At 61.4% G+C, this 22577-nt stretch carries 19 protein-coding genes; 11 read left to right on the forward strand and 8 right to left on the reverse strand.

Features of this window, described 5'->3' with window-relative positions; genetic code table 11:
- Positions 1-31: 31 nt before the first annotated feature.
- The 6 genes from JHD64_RS10845 to JHD64_RS10870 all read right to left on the reverse strand — a co-directional run bounded on the left by JHD64_RS10845 (position 32) and on the right by JHD64_RS10870 (position 7346).
- Positions 32-1642, reverse strand: coding sequence for an inorganic phosphate transporter (locus JHD64_RS10845; protein ID WP_199053238.1), 1611 nt, complete (start codon positions 1640-1642; stop codon positions 32-34).
- 160 nt (positions 1643-1802) lie between these two features.
- Entirely contained in the window at positions 1803-2234 is a 432-nt protein-coding gene (locus JHD64_RS10850; protein ID WP_110313039.1) for a DUF721 domain-containing protein, read from the reverse strand.
- Between the two features lie 118 nt (positions 2235-2352).
- On the reverse strand, positions 2353-3294 hold the full coding sequence (locus tag JHD64_RS10855; RefSeq protein ID WP_146215911.1) for a fimbrial protein: 942 nt from the start codon (positions 3292-3294) through the stop codon (positions 2353-2355).
- A 651-nt stretch (positions 3295-3945) separates the two neighbouring features.
- The gene (locus tag JHD64_RS10860; RefSeq protein WP_059285983.1) at positions 3946-5262 is read right to left on the reverse strand and encodes an AAA-associated domain-containing protein; all 1317 of its coding nucleotides are present in this window, start codon (positions 5260-5262) and stop codon (positions 3946-3948) included.
- Between the two features lie 13 nt (positions 5263-5275).
- Positions 5276-7015 (reverse strand): ABC transporter permease subunit, encoded by a 1740-nt coding sequence (locus tag JHD64_RS10865; RefSeq protein ID WP_233170441.1) that lies wholly within the window; start codon positions 7013-7015, stop codon positions 5276-5278.
- 22 nt (positions 7016-7037) lie between these two features.
- Positions 7038-7346: a hypothetical protein gene (locus JHD64_RS10870; RefSeq protein WP_199053239.1), complete on the reverse strand. Its 309-nt coding sequence runs from the start codon at positions 7344-7346 to the stop codon at positions 7038-7040.
- Positions 7347-7503: 157 nt separating this feature from the next.
- Between JHD64_RS10870 and secA the strand changes: the two genes are divergently transcribed.
- The 7 genes from secA (at position 7504) to JHD64_RS10905 (ending at position 15803) form a co-directional block, all read left to right on the forward strand.
- Positions 7504-10221 (forward strand): preprotein translocase subunit SecA, encoded by a 2718-nt coding sequence (gene secA, locus JHD64_RS10875; RefSeq protein ID WP_199053240.1) that lies wholly within the window; start codon positions 7504-7506, stop codon positions 10219-10221.
- A gap of 176 nt (positions 10222-10397) precedes the next feature.
- Positions 10398-10994: a nucleoside triphosphate pyrophosphatase gene (locus tag JHD64_RS10880; RefSeq protein WP_199053241.1), complete on the forward strand. Its 597-nt coding sequence runs from the start codon at positions 10398-10400 to the stop codon at positions 10992-10994.
- 12 nt (positions 10995-11006) lie between these two features.
- Positions 11007-12503 (forward strand): ribonuclease G, encoded by a 1497-nt coding sequence (rng, locus tag JHD64_RS10885; RefSeq protein ID WP_059285980.1) that lies wholly within the window; start codon positions 11007-11009, stop codon positions 12501-12503.
- Between the two features lie 45 nt (positions 12504-12548).
- Positions 12549-13331, forward strand: a complete 783-nt coding sequence (gene cysE, locus JHD64_RS10890) for a serine O-acetyltransferase (RefSeq protein ID WP_059285979.1) — start codon at positions 12549-12551, stop codon at positions 13329-13331.
- A complete protein-coding gene (locus JHD64_RS10895; protein ID WP_199053242.1) occupies positions 13328-14119 on the forward strand; it encodes a DUF3658 domain-containing protein in 792 nt (263 codons plus the stop codon). Before cysE ends, JHD64_RS10895 begins: the two co-directional genes overlap by 4 nt.
- Before the next feature lie 104 nt (positions 14120-14223).
- Complete coding sequence (locus JHD64_RS10900; protein ID WP_059285977.1) at positions 14224-15066, forward strand: isopenicillin N synthase family oxygenase; 843 nt, start codon at positions 14224-14226, stop codon at positions 15064-15066.
- 269 nt (positions 15067-15335) lie between these two features.
- The gene (locus JHD64_RS10905) at positions 15336-15803 is read left to right on the forward strand and encodes a hypothetical protein (RefSeq protein ID WP_199053243.1); all 468 of its coding nucleotides are present in this window, start codon (positions 15336-15338) and stop codon (positions 15801-15803) included.
- Here the strand turns inward: JHD64_RS10905 and JHD64_RS10910 are convergent.
- Positions 15790-16470, reverse strand: a complete 681-nt coding sequence (locus JHD64_RS10910) for a flagellar basal body L-ring protein FlgH (protein ID WP_255524345.1) — start codon at positions 16468-16470, stop codon at positions 15790-15792. The genes JHD64_RS10905 and JHD64_RS10910 overlap by 14 nt on opposite strands.
- A 202-nt stretch (positions 16471-16672) precedes the next feature.
- Here JHD64_RS10910 and JHD64_RS10915 point away from each other — a divergent pair, with 202 nt between their 5' ends.
- Entirely contained in the window at positions 16673-16900 is a 228-nt protein-coding gene (locus tag JHD64_RS10915; protein ID WP_199053245.1) for a hypothetical protein, read from the forward strand.
- A gap of 41 nt (positions 16901-16941) precedes the next feature.
- Here the strand turns inward: JHD64_RS10915 and JHD64_RS10920 are convergent, their stop codons facing one another.
- Positions 16942-17718: an ABC transporter substrate-binding protein gene (locus tag JHD64_RS10920; RefSeq protein ID WP_199053246.1), complete on the reverse strand. Its 777-nt coding sequence runs from the start codon at positions 17716-17718 to the stop codon at positions 16942-16944.
- A gap of 174 nt (positions 17719-17892) precedes the next feature.
- Here JHD64_RS10920 and JHD64_RS10925 point away from each other — a divergent pair, with 174 nt between their 5' ends.
- The 3 genes from JHD64_RS10925 to JHD64_RS10935 are packed head-to-tail and all read left to right on the forward strand — an operon-like array spanning position 17893 to position 22515.
- Entirely contained in the window at positions 17893-20049 is a 2157-nt protein-coding gene (locus tag JHD64_RS10925) for a UvrD-helicase domain-containing protein (protein ID WP_199053247.1), read from the forward strand.
- A 31-nt stretch (positions 20050-20080) separates the two neighbouring features.
- Positions 20081-21793, forward strand: coding sequence for a response regulator (locus JHD64_RS10930; RefSeq protein WP_199053248.1), 1713 nt, complete (start codon positions 20081-20083; stop codon positions 21791-21793).
- Complete coding sequence (locus JHD64_RS10935; RefSeq protein WP_110313035.1) at positions 21781-22515, forward strand: LytTR family DNA-binding domain-containing protein; 735 nt, start codon at positions 21781-21783, stop codon at positions 22513-22515. The genes JHD64_RS10930 and JHD64_RS10935 overlap by 13 nt, the downstream gene beginning before the upstream one ends.
- Positions 22516-22577: the final 62 nt, after the last annotated feature.

A 22577-nucleotide genomic window follows, 5' to 3' on the forward strand; every position in this document is an offset into this window, starting at 1 on the left:
TGCGCTGGGCGGCAGCGCTTGCGGCTCAGCTTCAGACAAACAGCTTGCTGAATACCCAGTACAGGCTGGCCGACAGCGCAATGGCTACCGGCAGGGTCAGCACCCAGGCCATCAGCAGATTGCGGATGGTGTCGATTTGCAGGCCGGAACGGTTGGCCGCCATGGTGCCGGCCACGCCGGACGACAGCACATGGGTGGTGGACACCGGCAGGCCGAAGGCATCGGCCGCGCCAATGGTGGCCATGGCCACCAGTTCGGCCGATGCGCCCTGGGCATAGGTCAGATGGGTTTTGCCGATTTTCTCGCCCACGGTCACCACGATGCGGCGCCAGCCTACCATGGTGCCCAGCCCCAGCGCGATGGCCACCGTCACTTTCACCCAGGTCGGAATGAATTTGGTCGAGGCATCCAGCTCGCCCTTGAAGGTTTTCAGATTGGCCAGCGTGGCCTGATCCAGATGTGCCTCCTTGCTTTGCTGCAGCAGGCGGATGGATTCGGAGGCCAGATACATGTCATTGCGCACATTGCCCACCGACGCCTCCGGTACCGACGCCAGGCTGCCATAGGCTGCGATCTGCTGGCCGATCTGGCCGGTCACTGCAGCCAGAGCCGGCACCACATCCGGCTGCCAGTGCTGGCCGCGGATATAACGGGTCAGCACGGCGCGCGGCTGCTCCGGCGCCGCTGCCGGCACCGCCTGTTGCAGCGACTGCTGGGTGGCCTGCGCCACCAGTGCGAACTTGCCCATTTCGCTGGCCGGCAAGGCGCGGTTCAGGCCATAGGACAGCGGTACGGTGCCGACCAGGATCAGCATGATCAGGCCCATGCCCTTCTGGCCATCGTTGGAACCGTGAGCAAACGATACCCCGGAACAGGTGAGTACCAGCAGGCTGCGAATCCACCACGGCGGTGCTTCTTTGTTCTTGGGGGCATCAAACAGCTGGGCTTGCTTGACCACCCGCTTGAGCAGTACCAGCAGCAGGGCGGCGCAGAAAAAGCCCACCAGCGGCGACAGCAGCAGCGAATAGCCCACCTTGCTCACCTGGGCCCAGTCCACACCGCTGGTGCCGTCGCGACCATGCATCAGCGCATTGGCAATGCCGACGCCGATGATGGAGCCGATCAGCGTATGCGAGGAGGAGGCCGGCAGGCCCAGCCACCAGGTACCCAGATTCCACAGGATGGCGGAAATCAGCAGGGCAAACACCATGGCGAAGCCGGCGCTGGAACCCACTTGCAGGATCAGCTCCACCGGCAGCAGCGAAATGATGCCAAAGGCCACCGCGCCGCTGGAGGTGAGTACCCCGAGGAAATTGAACAGGCCCGACCACACCACGGCCACATGTGGTGGCAGCGAATGGGTGTAAATCACCGTGGCCACGGCATTGGCCGTGTCATGGAAGCCATTGACGAATTCGAAACCCAGGGCGATCAGCAGGGCCAGGATCAGCAGCAGGATGGCAATCCAGCTGCCATGGCGGGACATGGTGTCATTGACATCGTGAAACAGGTTGAGTCCGGCAAACAGCAGGCCACCGATCAGCAAGGCTACAAACAATAATACGGTGCTGCTGCTGGTGGGGCGGTGCACTGCCGTTGCGGCGGTGCTGCGGCTGAGCGCCACCTCGGAAGACTGGTCCATGAAAGCTCCTTGAAAATATTCAAGAAGCATTAATACGCCAGACAGATTGCAAGGTGGTGACAGTAAGCCCTTGTTGATTGATTTGAAACAAAATTTAACATGCAAGCCCGCTCCGGCGGCGCTGCGGCCCCGCCAGACTGTGGCGTCCTGGCCGCAGTGCTCAGCGCTGGCGGTGGTGGGCGATCAGCCGTGCCAGCGCCGCGCTCACCAGCGGGTTGCTCACCTGTTGTGCGCCTGCCTCGATTTCTTCCAGCGCCTGCTGGCTGATGCCGATGCGCTTGGGCGCTGGCGGTGGCGGGTTCAGATGAATGTCCACCTTGATGCGGATCTTGCTGGCGCTGTAGCCGCGCGACTCCAGCGGGGCCAGCAGGCTGTTGCCCATCATGCGCAGCCGGGCGGCCACGATGCCGTTATGGGCAAACACCACCAGCTCGCCATCGCGAATGCGCACCGCGCGGCAGGCCTCGGCCAGCTGCGGCGGCAGCTGGCTGCGAAATGCCTGGTCCAGCGCCATCAGCGCATTGGCTTCGCGCGTCAGCTGGCGCAGCGTGCTGTCGCCGCGGGCGATATCCTGAAATTGACGTTCTGACATGGGGTATTGGCGGTAAGGGCAGGGGGCCATTGTAGCCCAAGGGGGCATGTGTGACAGTGCTGTTGCCTTGTTCTGGTCGGGCGGCCAGCCACATCAGGTGGCGCCCGCGCTGCCCGGGCTACTGGTAGGACAGGGTGAATGTTGCCACCGCCTTCACCGTGCCACCTTGCACCGCGCCAGTACGGATGTATCGGGCAGTGAACGGAATGGTGACATTGCCAAGCAGGTTGGTGCCAATTAAAAACTGATTGGTATTGCCCGCTGCACTGGAGTCTGGCCCCAGCAGGACCGGATTGCCGTTGCGCAAAACCTGGATGCCGATACCGCTGGCCGTGCTGCCACTGCCGGCCAGGCCGATGATGGAAGTCGTGCGGCCGGGATTGCTGTTGTCGGTCAGGGTCATGTAGACGTTTCTGCTGGCCGGACAATTCAGGGTGACATTAAACGGCGTGCTGCCCGCCGTGGCATTGAGCGAGGGTAATACCGCGGTATTGATACTGGGCAAGGATACCGGAATGCTTTGCGTGCTGACCGTGCAGGTGGCAATGGGCACGGTCACCGAACTGCCATTCATATAGACATAGCCAACGGCGGTGTTGGTGGGCGTTACAATCGAGAAAAAAACCAGTGTGGTCTTGGGCAGGGTATAGCTGGCTGCGGTGAGACTGGCGGTTTTGATGAAGCGGACACTGACCGTGAGGTTGATGGTGACATTCGCGGTGACATAACCCGATGCAAGCGTTTGGGCGTTGTAGCCGCTTAGCGCGGTGGGGCTGATTGACGTTCCTGCAGCATTGCCGCTGGTCTTGATAATGTAGCCAATGCCGGGAACCGTTGTGTTGTAAACCGTAAAGCTCAACCCCCCTTCGTTATAAGTGCCCGAGGTCAAATTGGTGACCTGGCTGTGTGACAGGGTGGTGAATACGGGGATGAAATTACCGCCTGTTGGGCAATAAACCAGATTCTGGCTACTCAGGCTATACCAATCACTGATCGGGGTGTTATTCGGTGCGGCGCTTTGCGCTGCCGTCAGCGCCAGTGTGCTTGGAATGGTGGTCATCGGCAGTTGGCTGGCGGTCCAGCCATAATTATTGCAACCGGCCAGTGCAACATGGCTTAGCAGTAAAATGAGCAGGCCCAGGCAAAAGTGAATAAATTGTATAAGGGGCTTTTTCATGCTTGAGTCATGCTTTCAGTAAGATATCGGTCTTGTCCGAGGCGGTCATCATCCAGAGCATGGTTTCCCCGCTAAGGCGATGCGGCATCATCCCCGCGCAGTCAGACACAGCAGCCAGCCCTTACCTATTTTTAGAGAGCGATTTCCGGATCGTCACCTGGCATATGCAGGCAGGTATTGCCCTGTCGCGACACCGGCCCTGCATGGCCTGAGCGTCTGGCCTACTCAGCTTGGGCAAGCTGCTGTGGCTGTCTGGCTTTTGCCTGCCGTGCCAACAGCAGCTGATGCGTGCCGCGCCAGGTGCTATCCCTGCGCGATAGCGTGGCCTTGCCCGGACATGATGCTGGCGAGTAGTCAGGGTGGCATGAGGGCGGGGGAGGGTGAAACAGCCTTGGTGAATTCGGATTATAAAATTGTCAACCGGCAAATAATGCTGAATTTAGACAGGAAAATTCCTAAAAACACGGGCCGCACCCTTTGCAAGGTGCGGCCCGTGTTGATTCGGCACCATCGTGCCGGTATGGAGCGTGGTGCTTACTGCCCGCCTTCCACGTCTTCCATACTGAAGGTTTCGGTGTGGTCGTTGTAGGAGAAGATTTCCGCGTAACGCCCCCAGCTGATCACCGTATCCAGTGTTTCCTCGGCGGCGCTGTCGCTGAGCGAGTCTTCCAGTTCCTGTTCGAAGCGCAGGCGCGGTGCGCGCTGGCCCGGGCGTTCCTGCAACACGCGGCGGATACGTGCCGCCAGCGGGATATGGCGCAGCAGGTGCTCGGCAAACAATACCTTGCGCTCCTGCGTGCCGTAGTCGGCAAACAGTTTGCCGGCAGCGGTCAGTTCGATGTCACCGTCGCGCAGTTCGACAAAGCCCAGGTGCTCCAGGGTTTCGGTCACCGGGAACAGGTCATCCACCTCCAGCAGCAGCTTGCTGCCGATTTCCGGCAGGTCGGCGCGGCCGTTGTATGGCGCGGCGGCCAGCGCTTCCATCAGGCCGGCCATCAGGTTGGTGGACACTTCGGTCAGCGGGCTGCCGATTTCCAGTTGTACCTTGTGCAGGGTGTCGGCGCTGCGGCGCTGGGTCATCAGGGCGTAGATGTCATCCACCATCTTGCGGAAGGCCGGGTCCAGGCGGTTGCGCGGATGGGCAAACGGCACCTTGATCTCGGCCACCACGCGGCCCGGATTGGACGACAGCACCATGATGCGGTCGCACATGAACACCGCTTCCTCGATGTTGTGGGTAACGATCAGGATGGACTTGATCGGCAGCTGCTTCTGGTTCCACAGGTCGAGCAGGTCGGTACGCAGGGTTTCGGCAGTCAGCACGTCCAGCGCGGAGAACGGTTCGTCCATCAGCAGCAGGGTGGGGTTGACCACCAGGCCGCGGGCGAAGCCCACGCGTTGACGCATGCCACCGGACAGTTCGCGCGGATAGGCATTTTCAAAGCCGTCCAGACCGATCAGGTCGATGGCGGCCAGTGCGCGGCGGCGGCGTTCCTTGGGTTCCACCCCCAGTGCTTCCAGGCCGGCTTCCACGTTTTGCAGCACGGTCAGCCAGGGGAACAGGGCAAAGGTCTGGAACACCATGGCCACGCCTTCGGCCGGGCCGTTCAGCGGCTGGCCGCAGTAGTTGACCTCGCCGGCGCTGGCCTGGATCAGGCCGGCAATGATGCGCAGCAGGGTGGATTTGCCCGAGCCGGAGCGGCCGAGCAGGCCGACGATTTCACCTTCGTGCAGGGTGAGGTTGACGTCGTCCAGTACCTGGATGTCTTCTTCCCCCCCCTTGTGATAGCCCTTGTCGACATGCTTGAGGGAGAAGATTTCCTGTCTCAGGGTTGCGGTTTCTTGTGGCATGAGTTTCCCCCTTTTAGTTGAGACGGAGTTTGTTTTCGGCAATGGCGTACAGCGGGCGCCACAGCAAACGGTTGAACAGTACGACAAACAGCGACATCACGCAGATGCCCAGCAGAATCTTGGGGAAATCGCCGGCGGCCGTGGTTTGGGCGATATAGGCACCCAGGCCATGGGCCACAACCTTGTCATTTCCCCAGCTAACGAATTCGGACACGATGCTGGCATTCCAGGCACCACCGGAGGCGGTGATGGCACCGGTGATGTAATAAGGAAAGATGCCCGGCAGCATGACCTGCTTCCACCATTGCCAGCCTTTGATGTGGAAGTTGGTGGCCGCCTCGCGGAAGTCATTGGGGAAGGCACTGGCCCCGGCCACCACGTTGAACAGGATGTACCACTGTGTGCCCAGCACGATCAGCGGGGACAGCCAGATGTCCGGGTTCAGCTTGAAGTGCACGATGAACACCACAAACACCGGGAACAGCAGGTTGGCCGGGAAGGCTGCCAGGAATTGCGCGATCGGCTGGATCGTCTCGGCCAGGCGCGGGCGCAGGCCGATCAGCACGCCCAGCGGCACCCAGATGATGGAGGCCAGCGCAATCAGCACGGTGACGCGCACCAGGGTGATGAAGCCCAGGCCGACAACCCGGATGGTTTCGCCCAGCCCAACTTCACTGCTGATGAAGCTGTACAGCTTCCAGCTGACGTAGCCGCACAGCAGCACCATGAAACCACCCCAGGCGATATCCAGTCCGCGTGACACGCTGGAATGGGATTCGGAGTGGATGGCACGCGGCAGGGCAATGTTCAAGCGCATGCGCGCCAGCTTTTTCAGCAGCTTGCCAAAGGGGCGCAGCAGCTGCTGGATGATGCGGGTGCGCTGGATCAGGTTCAGCACCCAGGATTCCGGTGCCGCCTGCGACATGGTGTCTTCCAGGCGGAACTTGTCGGCCCAGGCCACCAGCGGACGGAACAGGAACTGGTCGTAGATGACGATGACCACCGTCATGGTGAGGATGACCCAGCCCACGGCGGTCAGGTCCTTTTGGCTGATGGCCATGGCCAGATAGGAACCCACGCCGGGCAGGGTGACCGTCTTGTCGCCCACGGTGATGGCTTCGGAGGCCACCACGAAGAACCAGCCGCCGGACATGGACATCATCATGTTCCAGATCATGCCCGGCATGGAGAAGGGCACTTCCAGCTTCCAGAACTTCTGCCAGCCGGACAGGCGCAGGTTTTGCGACACTTCTTTCAGGTCGTTGGGCACCGTGCGCAGCGACTGATAAAAGCTGAAAGTCATATTCCATGCCTGCGAGGTGAAAATCGCAAAAATGGCCGCGAATTCAGCGCCCAGCACCCGGCCGGGGAACAGCGCCAGGAAAAAGGTCACGGTAAACGAGATATAACCGAGCACCGGCACCGATTGCAGGATGTCCAGGATGGGCACCAGCAACTGGCCGGCACGGCGGCTCTTGGCCGCCAGCGTGCCGTAGATCAGCGTGAATACGATGGAAGCGATCATGGCTGCCAGCATGCGCAGCGTGGTGCGCAGTGCATACTCGGGCAGATTGGCCGCGTCCAGCGAAATGGGCTCGGTCTGCAAGGCGCTGATCGGCGCCCAGGTACCCTGGATGCCGGTGGTGGCGAATAGTAAAAAACCCAGGATCAGGGGAAAGGCGATCAGGTCCCAGCGGTTGGGAAGCAGCCGTTTGGCTGTGGCAGGAATAAACGGACGGATAACGGTAGTCATCAGGCCTCTCCGATTGGTGTGGTTAACCTGGCAGAACAGTGCAGGCCCTGTTCCGCTTCTTCATCAGATGAGCACCATCTTTTGTCAGGACACGGCTGGCTGGCCGTGGGCAAACATAAAACTGGCTCTGCAAACGCGCAAGAATAATAACAAGGCGAACATAAAATTTTGATGAAAATTGACAATTTTTTGTATGGATTATGTAACGACACAATTCTGTTGAAAAATAGCTTTCGGCCGCGTTTTTCACAGCCTTTATATTGGCCAGTGGCATTTTCAGAATCAGCCACTGGCCGCCCCGTCCTCCATGCAGCGTGCGGGGCGTGGGCATGACAGGCAGCCTGCCACGCCCCCGCCGCCGTGGCGACAAGTTTGACGGTGCGGGCTTGATTCAGCGCAAGCTCGCCCCCATAAACTTGTGCACGGGATGTGCTACACTTTCGCCTATTTTGTTTTGTCGGCCCGTCCGGGCCTCTGGATTGGAATACATGATTTCCTCGCTACTCAAGAAAGTATTTGGCAGCCGCAATGACCGCCTGCTGAAGCAGTATCGTCAGGAAGTGGCGCGCATCAATGCCCTGGAAGAAGGCATGAAAGCGCTGTCCGACGAGGCTTTGGCGGGAAAGACCGCCGAGTTCAAAAAGCGCATCGTCGATGGCGCCACGCTGGACAGTATCCTGCCCGAGGCCTTTGCCGTGTGCCGCGAAGCTTCGCGCCGCGTGCTGGGCATGCGCCACTTCGACGTGCAGCTGATTGGCGGCATGGTGCTGCATAACGGCAAGATTGCCGAAATGCGTACCGGCGAAGGCAAGACCCTGGTCGGCACCCTGCCGGTCTACCTCAATGCACTCACCGGCAACGGCGTGCATGTCATCACCGTCAACGACTACCTGGCCAGCCGCGACGCCGGCATCATGGGCCGCCTGTACAACTTCCTCGGCCTGACCGTGGGGGTGAACCTGTCGCAGATGGCGCATGACGACAAGCAGGCAGCCTACGCCTGCGACATCACCTACGGCACCAATAACGAATTCGGCTTCGACTACCTGCGCGACAACATGGTGTTCACCACCGGCGAGAAGGTGCAGCGCAAGCTGGCCTTTGCCGTGGTCGACGAAGTGGACTCCATCCTGATCGACGAAGCGCGTACCCCGCTGATCATCTCCGGCCCGGCCGAAGACAATATCGACATGTACCAGCGCATGAACGCGGTGCCGCCGCTGCTCAAGCGCCAGGAAACCGAAGAGGGCGAGGGCGACTACTGGGTGGATGAGAAGGCCCACAGCGTGCTGCTGTCCGAGGCCGGCCACGAGCATTGCGAAGAAATCCTGGTCAATCTGGGCATGCTGAAGGAAGGCGACAGCCTGTACTCGGCCACCAACATCACCCTGATGCACCACCTGATGGCCGCCTTGCGCGCCCATTCGCTCTTCCATCTGGACCAGCACTATGTGGTGCAGGATGACGAAGTGGTGATCGTGGACGAATTCACCGGCCGCCTGATGGCCGGCCGCCGCTGGTCGGAAGGCCTGCACCAGGCGGTGGAAGCCAAGGAAGGCGTGGAGATCAACCGCGAAAACCAGACCCTGGCCTCCATCACCTTCCAGAACTACTTCCGCCTGTACGGCAAGCTGGCCGGCATGACCGGTACGGCCGATACCGAGGCTTACGAATTCCAGAGCATCTACGGCCTGGAAACCGTGGTGATCCCGACCAACCGCCCGATGGTGCGTATCGACTCGCAGGACAAGGTGTATCGTTCCGCCCGCGAAAAATACGAAGCCATCCTGGCCGACATCAAGGACTGCCACGAGCGCGGCCAGCCGGTACTGGTGGGCACCACCAGCATCGAAAACTCCGAGCTGATTGCCGACCTGCTGCAAAAAGCCAAGCTGCCGCACAATGTGCTGAACGCCAAGGAACATGCGCGTGAAGCCGACATCGTGGTGCAGGCCGGCCGCCCCGGCGTGATCACGGTCGCCACCAATATGGCCGGCCGTGGTACCGACATCGTGCTGGGTGGTAATCCGGAACCGGAAATCAAGGCCATCCAGAAGGATGACAGCCTGTCCGACGAAGAGAAGAATGCCCGTATCGAAGCCATCCGTGCCGAATGGAAGCTGCGCCACGACGCGGTGCTGGCCGCCGGCGGCCTGCACATCATCGGTACCGAACGCCACGAATCGCGCCGTATCGACAACCAGCTGCGCGGTCGTTCCGGCCGTCAGGGCGATCCGGGTTCCTCCCGCTTCTACCTGAGCCTGGAAGACCCGCTGCTGCGCATTTTCGCCTCCGACCGCGTGGCCGCCATCATGGACCGTCTGAAAATGCCGGACGGCGAAGCCATCGAACACCCCTGGGTATCGCGCTCCATCGAGAACGCCCAGCGCAAGGTGGAAGGCCGCAACTTCGACATCCGCAAGCAATTGCTGGAATACGATGATGTCGCCAACGACCAGCGCAAGGTGATCTACCAGCAGCGCAATGACATCCTGCAGGACGAGGATGTCAGCGAAGTGGTGGTCAATATGCGCGAAGGCGTGCTGTCCGACCTGGTCGACCTGCACCTGCCGCCGGAGTCCATGGAAGAGCAGTGGGACCTGGTGGGGCTGGAAAAGACCCTGGAAGCCGAATTCCAGCTGGTCGCACCGGTGGCCGAGTGGATCAAGGCCGAGTCCACCCTGGATATTCCGGACATCAAGCAACGCATCCTCACCCTGGCCGCCGAGGTGTATCAGGCCAAGGTCGAGCTGGCTGGCGAGCAGGTGATGCGCCAGTTCGAGCGCAGCCTGGTGCTGCAGATGCTGGACACCCACTGGCGCGAACATCTGGCCGCCATGGACCACCTGCGTCAGGGCATTCACCTGCGCGGCTATGCGCAGAAGAACCCCAAGCAGGAATACAAGCGCGAGGCATTCGAGCTGTTTGCCGACATGCTGGAACGCATCAAGCGCAGCGTGGTGAATGTATTGATGACGGTGCAGATTCGCGGTCAGGAAGACGTGGCCGCGGTCGAGCCGCATCAGCATGGCGAGTACGAGATGCAGCATGCCGAGCCGGGTTCCTCGCTGGGTGCAGACGATGGCGAAGACAATCCGCTGTCGCCGGAAGCCCTGTCCGAACAAGGCCTGCGCGTGGGCCGCAATGACCCTTGTCCCTGCGGCAGCGGTAAAAAGTACAAGCAGTGCCACGGCCGCCTGGCCTGAGTCTGACTACCGTCTGACCCTGCCATGACCGACTAAACGCCCTGCCTTGCCGCAGGGCGTTTTGCGTAGGTGCTATTACGAGGCGGGGCGCTTTTGCAGTGCAGCAGATGGTCGGCCACCGGCCGCTCTGCTACCCTTGCAGCTAATAAATCGATAACACTGGCAGCGACAACATCATGACCCCGAGCGATACCCGTATTTACCTGGCATCCGGCAGCCCACGCCGGCGCGAGTTGCTGGAGCAACTGGGCGTACACTTGGAACGCATTCACGCCGACATCGACGAAGCCGTGCTGCCTGGCGAAGCGGCCGTGGCCTATACCGAACGCCTGGCGCGCGAAAAAGCCGCCGCCGGCTGGGCCGTGGTGCAAAACTGCGGCCTGCCGTCGCGCCCCTTGCTGTCGGCCGACACCACCGTGGTGCTGGATGGCGAAATTTTCGGCAAACCGGTCGATGCAGCCGATGCCGCGCGTATGCTGCGGGCCTTTTCCGGTCGCAGTCATCAGGTAGTCACCAGTGTGGCCGTGCGCCAGGATGAGCGGGTAGAGCTGCGTACCAGCATCACCGAGGTGCATTTCCGTGTACTGAGCGAAACCGATATCCAGCGCTATATCGACAGTGGTGAGCCGTTTGACAAGGCCGGTGCCTATGGCATCCAGGGCCTGGCCGCGGTGTTCATCGACCATATCGCCGGCAGCTATACCGGGGTGATGGGGCTGCCGGTGTTTGAAACTGCCGAACTGCTGGGCCTGTTCGGACACTCATTCCCCTAAGGAGGAAAGACCATGTTGCATCAGTCCATTCCTCTGCCGCGCGATATCCAGCGCCCCAAGGAACAAATCCTCGTCAACATCACCCCGCAGGAAACCCGCGTGGCGGTGCTGGAGGATTCCATCGTGCAGGAACTGCACGTGGAACGCGCCGCCAGCCGCGGCATTGTCGGCAACATCTATCTGGGCCAGGTCAAGCGCGTGCTGCCCGGCATGCAGAGCGCCTTTATCGAAATCGGCCTGGAACGCGCCGCCTTCCTGCATATCGCCGATGTGCTGGAGCAGCGCCAGCACCCCACCGAGCCGCAGCGCATCGAAAAAATGCTGTTTGAAGGCCAGACCGTGCTGGTGCAGGTGATCAAGGACCCCATCGGCACCAAGGGCGCCCGGCTGTCCACGCAAATGTCGCTGGCCGGCCGTTTCCTGGTGCATCTGCCGCAGGAAGAACACATCGGCATCTCGCAAAAGATCGAAAGCGAGTCCGAGCGCCACAGCCTGAAAGCACGGCTGGAAAAACTGCTGCCACCCAATACCCCGCGTGGTTACATCATCCGCACCAGCGCGGAAACCGCCACCGATACCGAGCTGCAGGCCGATATCGAATACCTGTCCAAGCTGTGGGCCGACATCCGCCACAAGTCACAACACCTGCCGGCGCAAAGCCTGCTGTACGAAGACCTGCCGCTGGCGGTGCGCGTGCTGCGCGACATGGTCAGCGACACCACCGAGCATGTGATTGTCGACTCCACCGAAAACTACAGCCGCATGGTGGAATTTGCCGAGCAATACGTGCAGTCCGCCGTGCGCAAGATCGAGCGTTATTCGGGCGAGCGCCCGCTGTTCGAGCTGTTTTCCATCGAAGCGGAAATTGACAAGGCGCTGTCGCGGCGGGTGAACCTGAAGTTTGGCGGCTACCTGATCATCGACCAGACCGAGGCGATGACCACCATCGACGTCAACACTGGCGGCTTTGTCGGCAACCGCAATTTTGACGAAACCATCTTCAAGACCAATCTGGAAGCCACCCAGGCCATTGCCCGCCAGCTGCGGCTGCGCAATCTGGGCGGCATCATCATTGTCGATTTCATCGACATGGACAATGAAGAACATCAGACCGCGGTACTGACCGAGCTGGCCAAGGCCCTGGCACGCGACCGCACCCGCGTCACCCTCAACGGCTTTACCAGCCTGGGCCTGGTGGAAGTCACCCGCAAGCGCACCCGCGAAAGCCTGGCCCATGTCCTGTGCGAACCCTGCCCCACCTGCCAGGGGCGTGGCGAGATCAAGACTGCCCAGACCGTGTGTTACGAGATCCAGCGCGAAATCGTGCGCGAGGCACGCCAGTTCGATGCCAAGGGCTATCGCATCCTGGCGGCCCAGCCGGTGATCGACATGTTCCTCGACGAGGAATCGCAAAGCCTGGCCATGCTGGTGGACTTCATCGGCAAGCCGATTTCGCTGTCGGTGGAAAGCACCTATACCCAGGAACAGTTTGACGTGGTCCTGTTGTAACCATCGCCCCGCCATGCCGGACGATGTGAGAACGGAGTAGCAAGCATGAAGCAAGATTCCGGCGATGCCCTGTGGCTCGCCATCCTGCAGGAAGCCGAACAGGCGGCGCGCGACGAGCCCATGCTGGCCAGCTTCCTGCACATGACGGTATTGCGCCATGGCACGCTGGAAGACGTGCTGGCCTTTCACCTGTCCAGCAAACTGGCCAGCCCGGTGATGGATGCGCGCGCGCTGATGGAGCTGTTCCGCGAGGCCCTGGCCTCCGATCCCGGCATCAGCGCCTCGGCCCGCGCCGATATCCGCGCCTGTTTCGAGCGCGACCCGGCCTGTGACAGCTATTCCACCCCCTTGCTGTATTTCAAGGGCTTTCATGCCCTGCAAAGCCAGCGCATCACCCACTGGCTGTGGCAGCAGCAGCGCAAGACGCTGGCCTTGTTCCTGCAAAACCGCATCTCCGAAGTGACTGGCGCCGACATCCATCCGGCGGCGCGCATCGGCCAGGGCGTGATGCTGGATCACGGCACCGGACTGGTCGTCGGCGAAACGGCCGTCATCGGCAATAATGTGTCCATTTTGCATGGCGTGACGCTGGGCGGCTCCGGCAAGGACCGTGGCGACCGTCACCCCAAGATCGGCGACGGCGTGATGCTGGGTGCCGGCGCTGCCGTGCTGGGCAATATCCGCGTCGGCGACTGTGCCAAGGTTGGGGCCGGCAGCGTGGTGCTGGAGGACGTGCCGCCGCATACCACGGTGGCCGGCGTGCCGGCGCGCATCGTGGCCCAGGTGAATGAAGGCATGCCTTCGCTGGACATGGACCAGCGGGTGTGACGAGCAGCGGCCAGGCTTTGCATGTGGTGCAGGGCGACGCCGCCGCCGCATTGCTGCGCCAGCTGGCGCTGGCAGGCGAGGTACTGGCCTTTGCCGAAGACTTCAGCCACGGCCCGCTGGCCGATGCCGATACCATGGACCCGCAGCTGCGCATGGCCTGGTGGAACCGCATCTGGTGGTCACAGCCCTGGTGGCCGGACATCGACCAGCAATTCCAGCTGGCCTGGTGGCAATGCCGCAAGCGCCTGTTCCGCGCGCTGTCCGAGCGGCAGCCCTTGTGCATCTGGCTGGGCAATACCGTACACGACCAACTGATGCTGGCCATGCTGGCGGCCAATGCCCATGCCGATCAGCTGCTGATGGTGCAGGAGCTGGCCGGGCAAGTGACATCGTGTCACAACGGCTGCTACGCCGTGGCCATGTGTCATGCCGCCGAGCTGCAGCCGCTGAGCGCCCGCCTGCTGCCCGCAGCCGAGCGTGCCCGGCTGGCGGCGACCTGGAGCCATTGGCAGCAGCATGCCCAGGGCTGGCGTGGCCAGATGAATGGCCAGCTGCACGACTATCCGGCCGATCATTTCGATGCCCGCCTGCTGGCCTTGCTGCGACAAGAGGGCGCGCAGCCTGCTGCCCGGCTGGTCGGCCTGCTGATGGGGCAGCTGATGGCGCAGCCGATAGCGGAATTGGTGGGCGACAGCTATCTGTTCTGGCGCCTGGCGGCCTTGGCCGAGTCAGGTCGGCTGCTGCTGGAGCCACAGCCGGACGGCCCGCCGCGGGTGCTGCCGCTGTAAGGCGGGACCGCCTGCTTTGCAGGCAGGCGGCAGGCGGGTAGAATCCGCCGCCGTGGTCCGTCCCGATCTTGCCTGACGGCCATTCCTTGCGAGGAAACCATGCGATGAACGTCCGCGTTGTCGATTACCGCGCAGCCGATGCCGCTGCCCAATTCACCCGCTCCCTGCACGAAACCGGCTTTGGTGTGCTGGTCAACCATCCGCTGCAGCAAGCGCTGGTGGAAAAAATCTATGCCGACTGGCTGGCCTTCTTTGACAGCCCGGCCAAGCACGACTTTGCCTTCGACCCGCAGCGGCAGGATGGCTATTTTTCCACCGCCATTTCGGAAACCGCCAAAGGCGCCAGCCACAAGGACATCAAGGAATATTTCCATTGCTATCCCTGGGGCCGGGTACCGCCGGCGCTGGCCGATGACATCCAGCGCTACTATGCCAGTGCCAATGCGCTGGCGCGCGAACTGCTGGGCTGGGTGGAGCAATACACCCCGGCTGATATTGCCGCCCACTACAGCGAACCCTTGTCGGGGATGATTGCCGACAGCCAGCAAACCTTGCTGCGGGTGCTGCGTTATCCACCGCTGACCGGCCAGGAGCCGGCCGGTTCGCTGCGCGCGGCCGCCCATGGCGATATCAATCTGCTGACCCTCCTGCCTGCTGCCAATGAACCCGGCCTGCAAGTGCAGGACAAGCAGGGCAGCTGGGTGGATGTGCCCTGTGATTTCGGCATGCTCATCATCAATATCGGCGACATGCTGCAAGAGGCCTCGCGCGGCTACTATCCGTCCACCCAGCATCGGGTGGTGAATCCCCAAGGGGAGGCTGCGCGGAGCAGTCGGGTATCACTGCCCTTGTTCCTGCATCCGCGGCCGGAGGTGGTGCTGTCGGAGCGGCATACCGCGGGCAGCTATCTGGATGAAAGATTGCGCGAACTGGGCGTGAAAAAATGAATCGCCCATGGCCGGTTAATTAAATTAATGGATTGTAAATGACTGTAAATGCCCTTCGGGGCATTTTTTTTTGCTGCTAGGGTTGGCCTTGTTTTTATCGTCTGGCGAGTAATAAGGTGAATGATCTGTGGCGCTATCTTATGGCATCGGCTGCACTGTCTTTGAGCGCATGCAGCCTGATTACCTCACCGCTGGTGGCAGGTGTGCAATTGGCCAGTACCGCCGTCACATCGGTGGCCAATATGGCACCCAATACCAGCACCAATGGCATGGTGCACCCGCATGAGGAGTTGCACGATATCTGTATCGAATTGAATGCCAATGTGATTGTTGCGGATTTCATTCCGGAACTGCAAAAGCAGTTACGGGAACGGGAAATAGAAAGCCGTATTTATGCACCAGGTAATATACCGTCGGCTTGTGAGGCAACGCTCTATTACACGGTATTGACGCAATGGGGTTCACCACTGTTCAGCGATGAATTGCGTCCCTATATCACCGACATCAATTTGCTGCTGAAGAAAAACGGCAAGGTATTGGCCAATGCCGCCTACCGGCTGGACGGCATGGCCTATGACAAGTGGAGCAGCACCGGCCACAAGCTGTCGCCGCTGCTGCTGAAGATGTTTGCCAGTGAGAGCATGGCGCAGTGGCAGAATGCTGCAAGCGGTGGCGACGAGGCCAGCCACTTTGAACAAGATGTAGCTAAGCGCGCCGCTGCGGCTACCAGAAATTGATCAGTCCGGCGAAGAAGCGCTGGGCATCGGTGCGCGAGGCCACGTCGCTGGCCACCCCGTTCACCACCTGCTCGATGCGTGCATCACCCACATCAGACGATGACACCACATTGCCCACCTTGATATCGCGTTTGTTCACCACCCCGGAGAAACGCAATATCGTGGTATTGCCACTGGCGGCCACGGCTTTTTCCCCGGCAATGGCCATATAGCCATTGGGTAATACATCGGTGACCGACACCATCAGGCTGCCACTGATCTGGTTGCTATTGCTGACCTGGCCAATGCCTTTCAGGCTGTTGCTGCCACTGGCCTTGCCGTTGTAATCAAATATTTCCTTGAGCAAGCCCCCCATGGAAGAGAGCGCGCCAGGACCGGATTCGGAAATGGAAGAGGTCCGGTTGGTGGTGGTGTTGGCATTATTGCTGGAGGAAAGATTCTCGGCGATATTGATTTTCAGTGCATCGCCCACATGGCTGGCAATCGGCTCTTCAAATAGCAACATGGCCCTGTTTGGCTGGTAAATCGAGCCGGGGCTGTCTTCCAGTGCCACCGGGGTATATTGCGGCCGGATATGTACTGGTGCCGTGACCAGATTTTGCGGCGATGAAGCACAGCCGCTGATCAATCCTGTCAATAAAAGATAAGCCCGGACATGAATAAACATGGTTTTCACTTTGGCCCTCTCTATGGTTGGTATGACTCCTCTGATTCTATTGGGCTGAATGGTTAATTGCGGTTAGCGAGCAGAAAGTAAGGTAAGAAAATGTAAAGCGCATGGCCGTTATCCTTAACGCGGCATAACGTAAATTTACATGCCGGCCGGTCTGGCATCAGAACATGTAAAAAAACGCGATGGGGAGAAGGACATGAGCACAATCAATGGCGTAGCCGCATCGACACCCCCCTTGTCTGCCTACGGGGTGTTGCGACGTGATGTACAGGCGGTGGTCGGCGATGTGGCAGGCGTGGCCACGGCAATCGGCCATGGTCTGGTGGCCGGCAGCAGTGCCACCGGCTCGGCGCTGGGGAATGGACTGAGCGCGGTTGGCGACAGCCTCAGCACGCTTGGCCATACCATCAATACCTATGTCTAGGCCGGCGCAGCGGCCTGTGCCAGGCAGGTCTGGCTGCTGCTTCAGTGCACGGTGAAATCGGCAATATGGGCCGGGACCTTGTCCCGGCCCATGTATTTCTGGCGCAGGCGTTCGGTGTAGCCACTTTGCTCCAGCGCATCCAGCGCGGCCTGCAAGCGCCTGACTGTGTCGTCCGGGGTTTGCCGGTTCAAGGCATACCAGTACTGGCGCGTGTCATCCAGCAGGGCCACGGGCTGCACCAGATGGGCATCCAGCCCAGCCTGCTGCAGTTGCCAGGCCATGGCCCAGTCCAGCATGGCCACCAGATCGACGCGCCCCAGCTGCAGCTTGCCCAGATTCACCGCATCGCTGCGGCCGCTGTCCTGTTCCTGGCCGATGCGCAAACCCAGTTCCAGCAGCCGATTTTGCGTGGCGGACTCGAACAGGGTGCTGGTGCGCAGCTGTCGCAGCTGTTCGATGCTGTGCAACTGAATGTCCCTGCGCCCTGCCAGCCGGTACAGATAGATGCGCCGCGGGCTGATGGGGCCTACCCAGCGGAACAGGTTTTCCCGCTCCGTCGTACGTACCGTGCTGAACAGCAAGCTGCCGGGGGTGGACTGTGTCATGGCATAAGCGCGCGCCCAGGGCAGCAGCTGCAGGCTGAGCGGGATGGCGGCCTTGTCGGCCATGGCCTGCAATAACTCGCTGGAAAAACCGCTGACCTTGTCATGCTGCAGAAAGTTCAGCGGTGGCAATTCCTCGGTATAGGCGAGCAATGTGCTGGCCATGGCCGGATGGCCGCACAGGAGTACAAACAGCAACAGCAGGCGTGAGCACATGGGCAGTCTAAAGATTTTTTTAACAGAATTTATCGTCAGCTTAACAGACGGGCAAGGGCTGGCATCTGCCCGCCCATTGCAGCAGGCCGCCGCGACAATCGTGTGACAGCCCCGGCGGCGTGCCCAGCTGGTGTAAAATGGCCCCTTCGATCAAGCCTTGAAGAAACGCCTGCCATGAGTGAGCTGTTAGCCGGACTGAACAACGAACAACTGCGAGCCGTCACCTGGCCTGCCAAGAGTGCGCTGGTGCTGGCCGGAGCCGGCAGTGGCAAGACACGGGTGCTGACCACCCGCATCGCCTGGCTGATTGCCACCGGGCAGGTGAATCCGGCTGGCGTGCTGGCGGTGACTTTCACCAACAAGGCCGCCCGTGAAATGCACACCCGCCTGGGCGCCATGGTGCCGGTGAATGTGCGCACCATGTGGATCGGCACCTTCCATGGCCTGTGCAACCGCTTTCTGCGCGCCCATTACCGCGATGCCGGCCTGCCGCAGACTTTCCAGATTCTCGACTCGGCCGACCAGCAGGCTGCCATCAAGCGCCTGCTGAAAAGCATGGAGCTGTCGGACGAAAAATACCCGCCGCGGGCGGTACAGAGCTTTATCAATGGCAGCAAGGAAGCCGGCGTGCGTGCCGAGCGCCTGCCGCCGCCGCTGACGCCCTACGAAGCCAAGCTGCACGAGCTGTATGCCGCCTACGACGCCCAGTGCCGCCGCGAAGGCGTGGTGGATTTCGCCGAACTGCTGTTGCGCAGCTACGAGCTGCTGCAGGCCAATGCCGCCTTGCGCGCGCACTACCAGGGCCGCTTCCGCCATATCCTGGTGGACGAGTTCCAGGATACCAACCGCCTGCAATACGCCTGGCTCAAGCTGTTGTCCGGCGAGCACAATGTGCTGTTTGCCGTGGGCGACGACGACCAGTCCATCTACGCCTTCCGCGGTGCGGAAGTGGGCAATATGCGTGCGCTGCTGACCGACTTCCAGGTGGCCGAGCCGGTGCGGCTGGAACAGAACTACCGCTCGGTCGGCACCATCCTGAACGCGGCCAATGCCCTGATCGAGCGCAATGACGGCCGCCTGGGCAAGAATCTGTGGACCGATGCCGGCGAGGGCGAGCAGATCCGCCTGTACGAAGCCTATTCCGATGGCGATGAGGCGCAGTTCATCATCGACGAGGTCAAGAGCCTGCAGCGCGAAGGCATGAATCTGTCCGACATGGCCATCCTCTATCGCTCCAATGCCCAGTCGCGGGTGCTGGAACATGTGCTGGTCAATGCCCAGCTGCCCTACCGCATTTACGGCGGCCTGCGCTTTTTCGAAAGACTGGAAGTCAAGCATGCGCTGGCCTATCTGCGCCTGGTCAGCAATCCGGACGACGACAATGCCCTGCTGCGCGTCATCAATGTACCGGCGCGCGGCATCGGCGCCCGTACCGTGGAAAACCTCCAAGCCATCAGCCGCGAGCAGGGCGTCACCCTGTGGCAGGCCTGCTGCGCAGCCGGCGGGGGCCGTAGCGCGGCCAAGCTGGGCGAATTCGTGCTGCTGATCGAAGCCTTGCGCGCCAAGGCCGAGGGCATGACGCTGGCGGAAACCGTCAGCCTGATCATCGATCATTCCGGCCTGCGTGCCATGTATGAGCAGGACAAGAAAGAGGGCGAGGAACGGCTGGCCAACCTGGACGAACTGATCAATGCCGCTGCCGGTTTCTTCCCGGATGCCGCCGAGCAGGCCATTGTCGAATTCCTCAGCGCCGCCAGCCTGGAAGCCGGCGAGCATCAGGCCGAGGCCGGCGAGGACGCGCTGCAACTGATGACCGTGCATGCGGCCAAGGGCCTGGAGTTTGACGCGGTGTTTGTCTCCGGGCTGGAAGAGGGCCTGTTCCCGCACGAAAACAGCATGAACGACAGCAAGGGTCTGGAAGAAGAGCGCCGGCTGATGTATGTGGCGGTCACCCGCGCCCGCAAGCGCCTGTATCTGTCCTGCGCCCAGAGCCGCATGCTGCATGGCCAGAGCCGCTACCCGATCCGCTCGCGCTTTGTCGAGGAAATTCCGGCCGAGCTGGTCCGCGTACTGTCTGCTACAGTGAAACCTGTGCCGCAAAACACCCATCGCCGCGCCCCCTGGCTGGACGAGGTGGCTGTGCCGGCGGCACCGGTGGCCCCATTGCCGGGTTACCGCATCGGTCAGAGCGTCAGTCACGCCAAGTTCGGTTCCGGCGTGGTGATCAATGCCGAGGGCAGCGGCAGCGATTTGCGCTTGCAGATCAATTTTGCCGAGCACGGGCTGAAGTGGCTGGATTTGCGTTATGCCAAGCTGACCGCCGAACAATGACATTCCATCCGGGTTGGCCGATGATGACGCCATGAATGATATGTACCCTTCCACCAGCTACCAGAGCCTGACCGCAGGGCAGGGGGATGCCGAATCGGCACGCAAGCCCTACGAGGACCCGTACGCCAGCCGCCTGTTCCTGATCATCGACAGCCTGCCGGAGATGCAGCGCGCACTGGCCATGACCCTGGCCTCGTTTGGGGCCGACAAGGTCGAATACGCCAGCAAGGCCGGCGATGCGCTGGCCAAGATGGCCAAGTTCGAGTTCGACGTGGTGCTGTGCGACTACGACCTGGGCAATGGTTACGATGGCCTCTACCTGTTTGAAGAGGTGAAGGAACGCAATCTGATCAAGCAGTCCTGCGTGTTCATGATCGTCACCGGCGAGCGCCGCTCGCAGCGGGTGATTTCCGCCGCCGAGCTGGCGCCGGACGACTATCTGCTCAAGCCCTTTACCGGCGAAGTGCTCAGCCAGCGCCTGGAAAAAGCCATGCGCCGGCGCGAGGCTTTCCGCGTGGTGGACGAAGCCATCATGCGCCACGAGTACCTGGCCGCCATCGATGCCTGTAGCCGCAAGATCAGCCAGCGTGGCGAATTCACCCTCGATTTCATGAAGCTCAAAGGCTCGCTGGCGCAAAAAATCGGCGACTTCGACACCGCGCGCAACCTGTATATGGAAGTGCTGCGCCTCAAGCCGCTGGCCTGGGCCAAGCTGGGGCTGGCCAAGTCGCTCACCGGGCTGAAATCCTATGATGAGGCGCGCCTGCTGTTCGAGGAAGTGCTCACCGACAACGAAAGGGTGATGGAAGCCTACGACTGGCTGGCCAAGCTGCATCGCATTCACCACAACCTGCCGGGCGCGCAAAACACCCTGGAAAAAGCCACCACCCTGTCGCCGGTGGTGTTGCGGCGACAAAAGCAGCTGGCCGAGGTGGCACTGCTGAACAAGGATCTGGAAACCGCCGAGGCCGCCAGCGAAGAAACCCTCAATATCGCCAAGTACACCTGGCACCGCAGCCCCACCCATTACGCCATGCTGGCGCGGGTGCAGATGGCGCGGGGGGAAACCGGCACCGCCGCCCGCACCCTGGGCAATCTGCGCCGTGACTACCGCTACAACGAAGCCGGCGAATGGATGTGTACCGTCATCGACAGCCAGTTGCAAGGCAAGCTGGGCAATCGCGACAAGGCCCGCGCGCTGCTGGCCGAGGCCGAGGCCGGCTACCAGAAGCTGAGCGAAAACCTGCCGGCCGATGCGCAAATGGAGTTCGCCCGTGCCTGTTTTGCCCAGGGCAGACAGGACAGTGGCAATGCCGCCATGCGCGACCTGGTGCGCAACAACCACGACAACGAAGAACTGCTGTCCTCCATCGGTAGCCTGTTCGACGAAATGGGACTGGGGGAAATGGGCCGCCAGCTGATTGCCGAAAACGTGCAGTCGGTGCTGGAGCTGAACAACCAGGCGGTGCGCGAAGCCCAGGCCGGCCGCTTCGACCAGGCCATCGAGCGCTTCGTCAAGGCGCACGAGGAAATGCCGCACAATGTGCAGGTCATGCTTAACCTGGCCAATGCCACCATGGCCTATGTGCATGGCCATGGCTGGCATGAAAGCCATATGCGGCGGGCCTACGACATGCTGGTGCAAGTGCGCACGCTGGCACCGGCCAACAACAAGTTTCAGAAAATCCTCCGCGCCTGGCGGCAGCTGGTGGAAAAGCTGGGCAAACCGCAATGGGTACTGTAGAGCGGCTGCGGGTACTGGTGGTGGACGATGAGCCGCTGGCCCGCGAACGCATGGTGGCACTGGTGGCGCAGTGCGGCGGCAGCGCCGTGGCCGCGCTGGGTGATGCCGCAGCCGCCAGCGACTGGCTGGAGCGGCATGCCGCCGATGTGCTGCTGCTGGATATTTCCATGCCCGGCATCAATGGCGTGGAGCTGGCGCGGCGCCTGCGCCAGCGCCCGCTGCCACCGCAACTGATCTTCACCACCGCTCACGAACACTATGCGGTCGATGCCTTCGAACTGGATGCCGCCGACTACCTGCTCAAGCCGGTCAGGCTGGAGCGCCTGCGCCAGGCGCTGGACAAGGCAGCACGCCGCTGTGGCGGCAAGCCCGCCATCGAAGCCCATTTCAGCGTGCGCCACCGCGACCGCCTGCTCACCATCCCCTTCAGCGAAGTGCGCTATCTCAAGGCCGAGCAGAAATACGTCAGCCTGGTCACCGCTGACGGCGAATACCTGCTGGATGAGTCGCTGGTGGCACTGGAACAGCGGCTGGGCGACAGCGTATTGCGCATCCACCGCAATTGTCTGGTGATGCGCCATGCGCTGCAGGAACTGCTGCGCACCGGCAATGCCGATGAAGAACTCTGGGCCGTGCGCTTGCGCGGCATTACCCAGCCACTGGCAGTCAGCCGCCGCCAGCTGCCCGCCATCCGCGCCAGCCTGCGCCAGATAAGCAGCTAGTTAAGCAGCTGGTTAAGCAGCTGGTTTAGACAGCTGCCGCGATCCCTTGCTATTGCCAGCAA

This window comes from Aquitalea sp. ASV15 (assembly GCF_016429115.1).
Lineage (GTDB): Bacteria > Pseudomonadota > Gammaproteobacteria > Burkholderiales > Chromobacteriaceae > Aquitalea > Aquitalea magnusonii.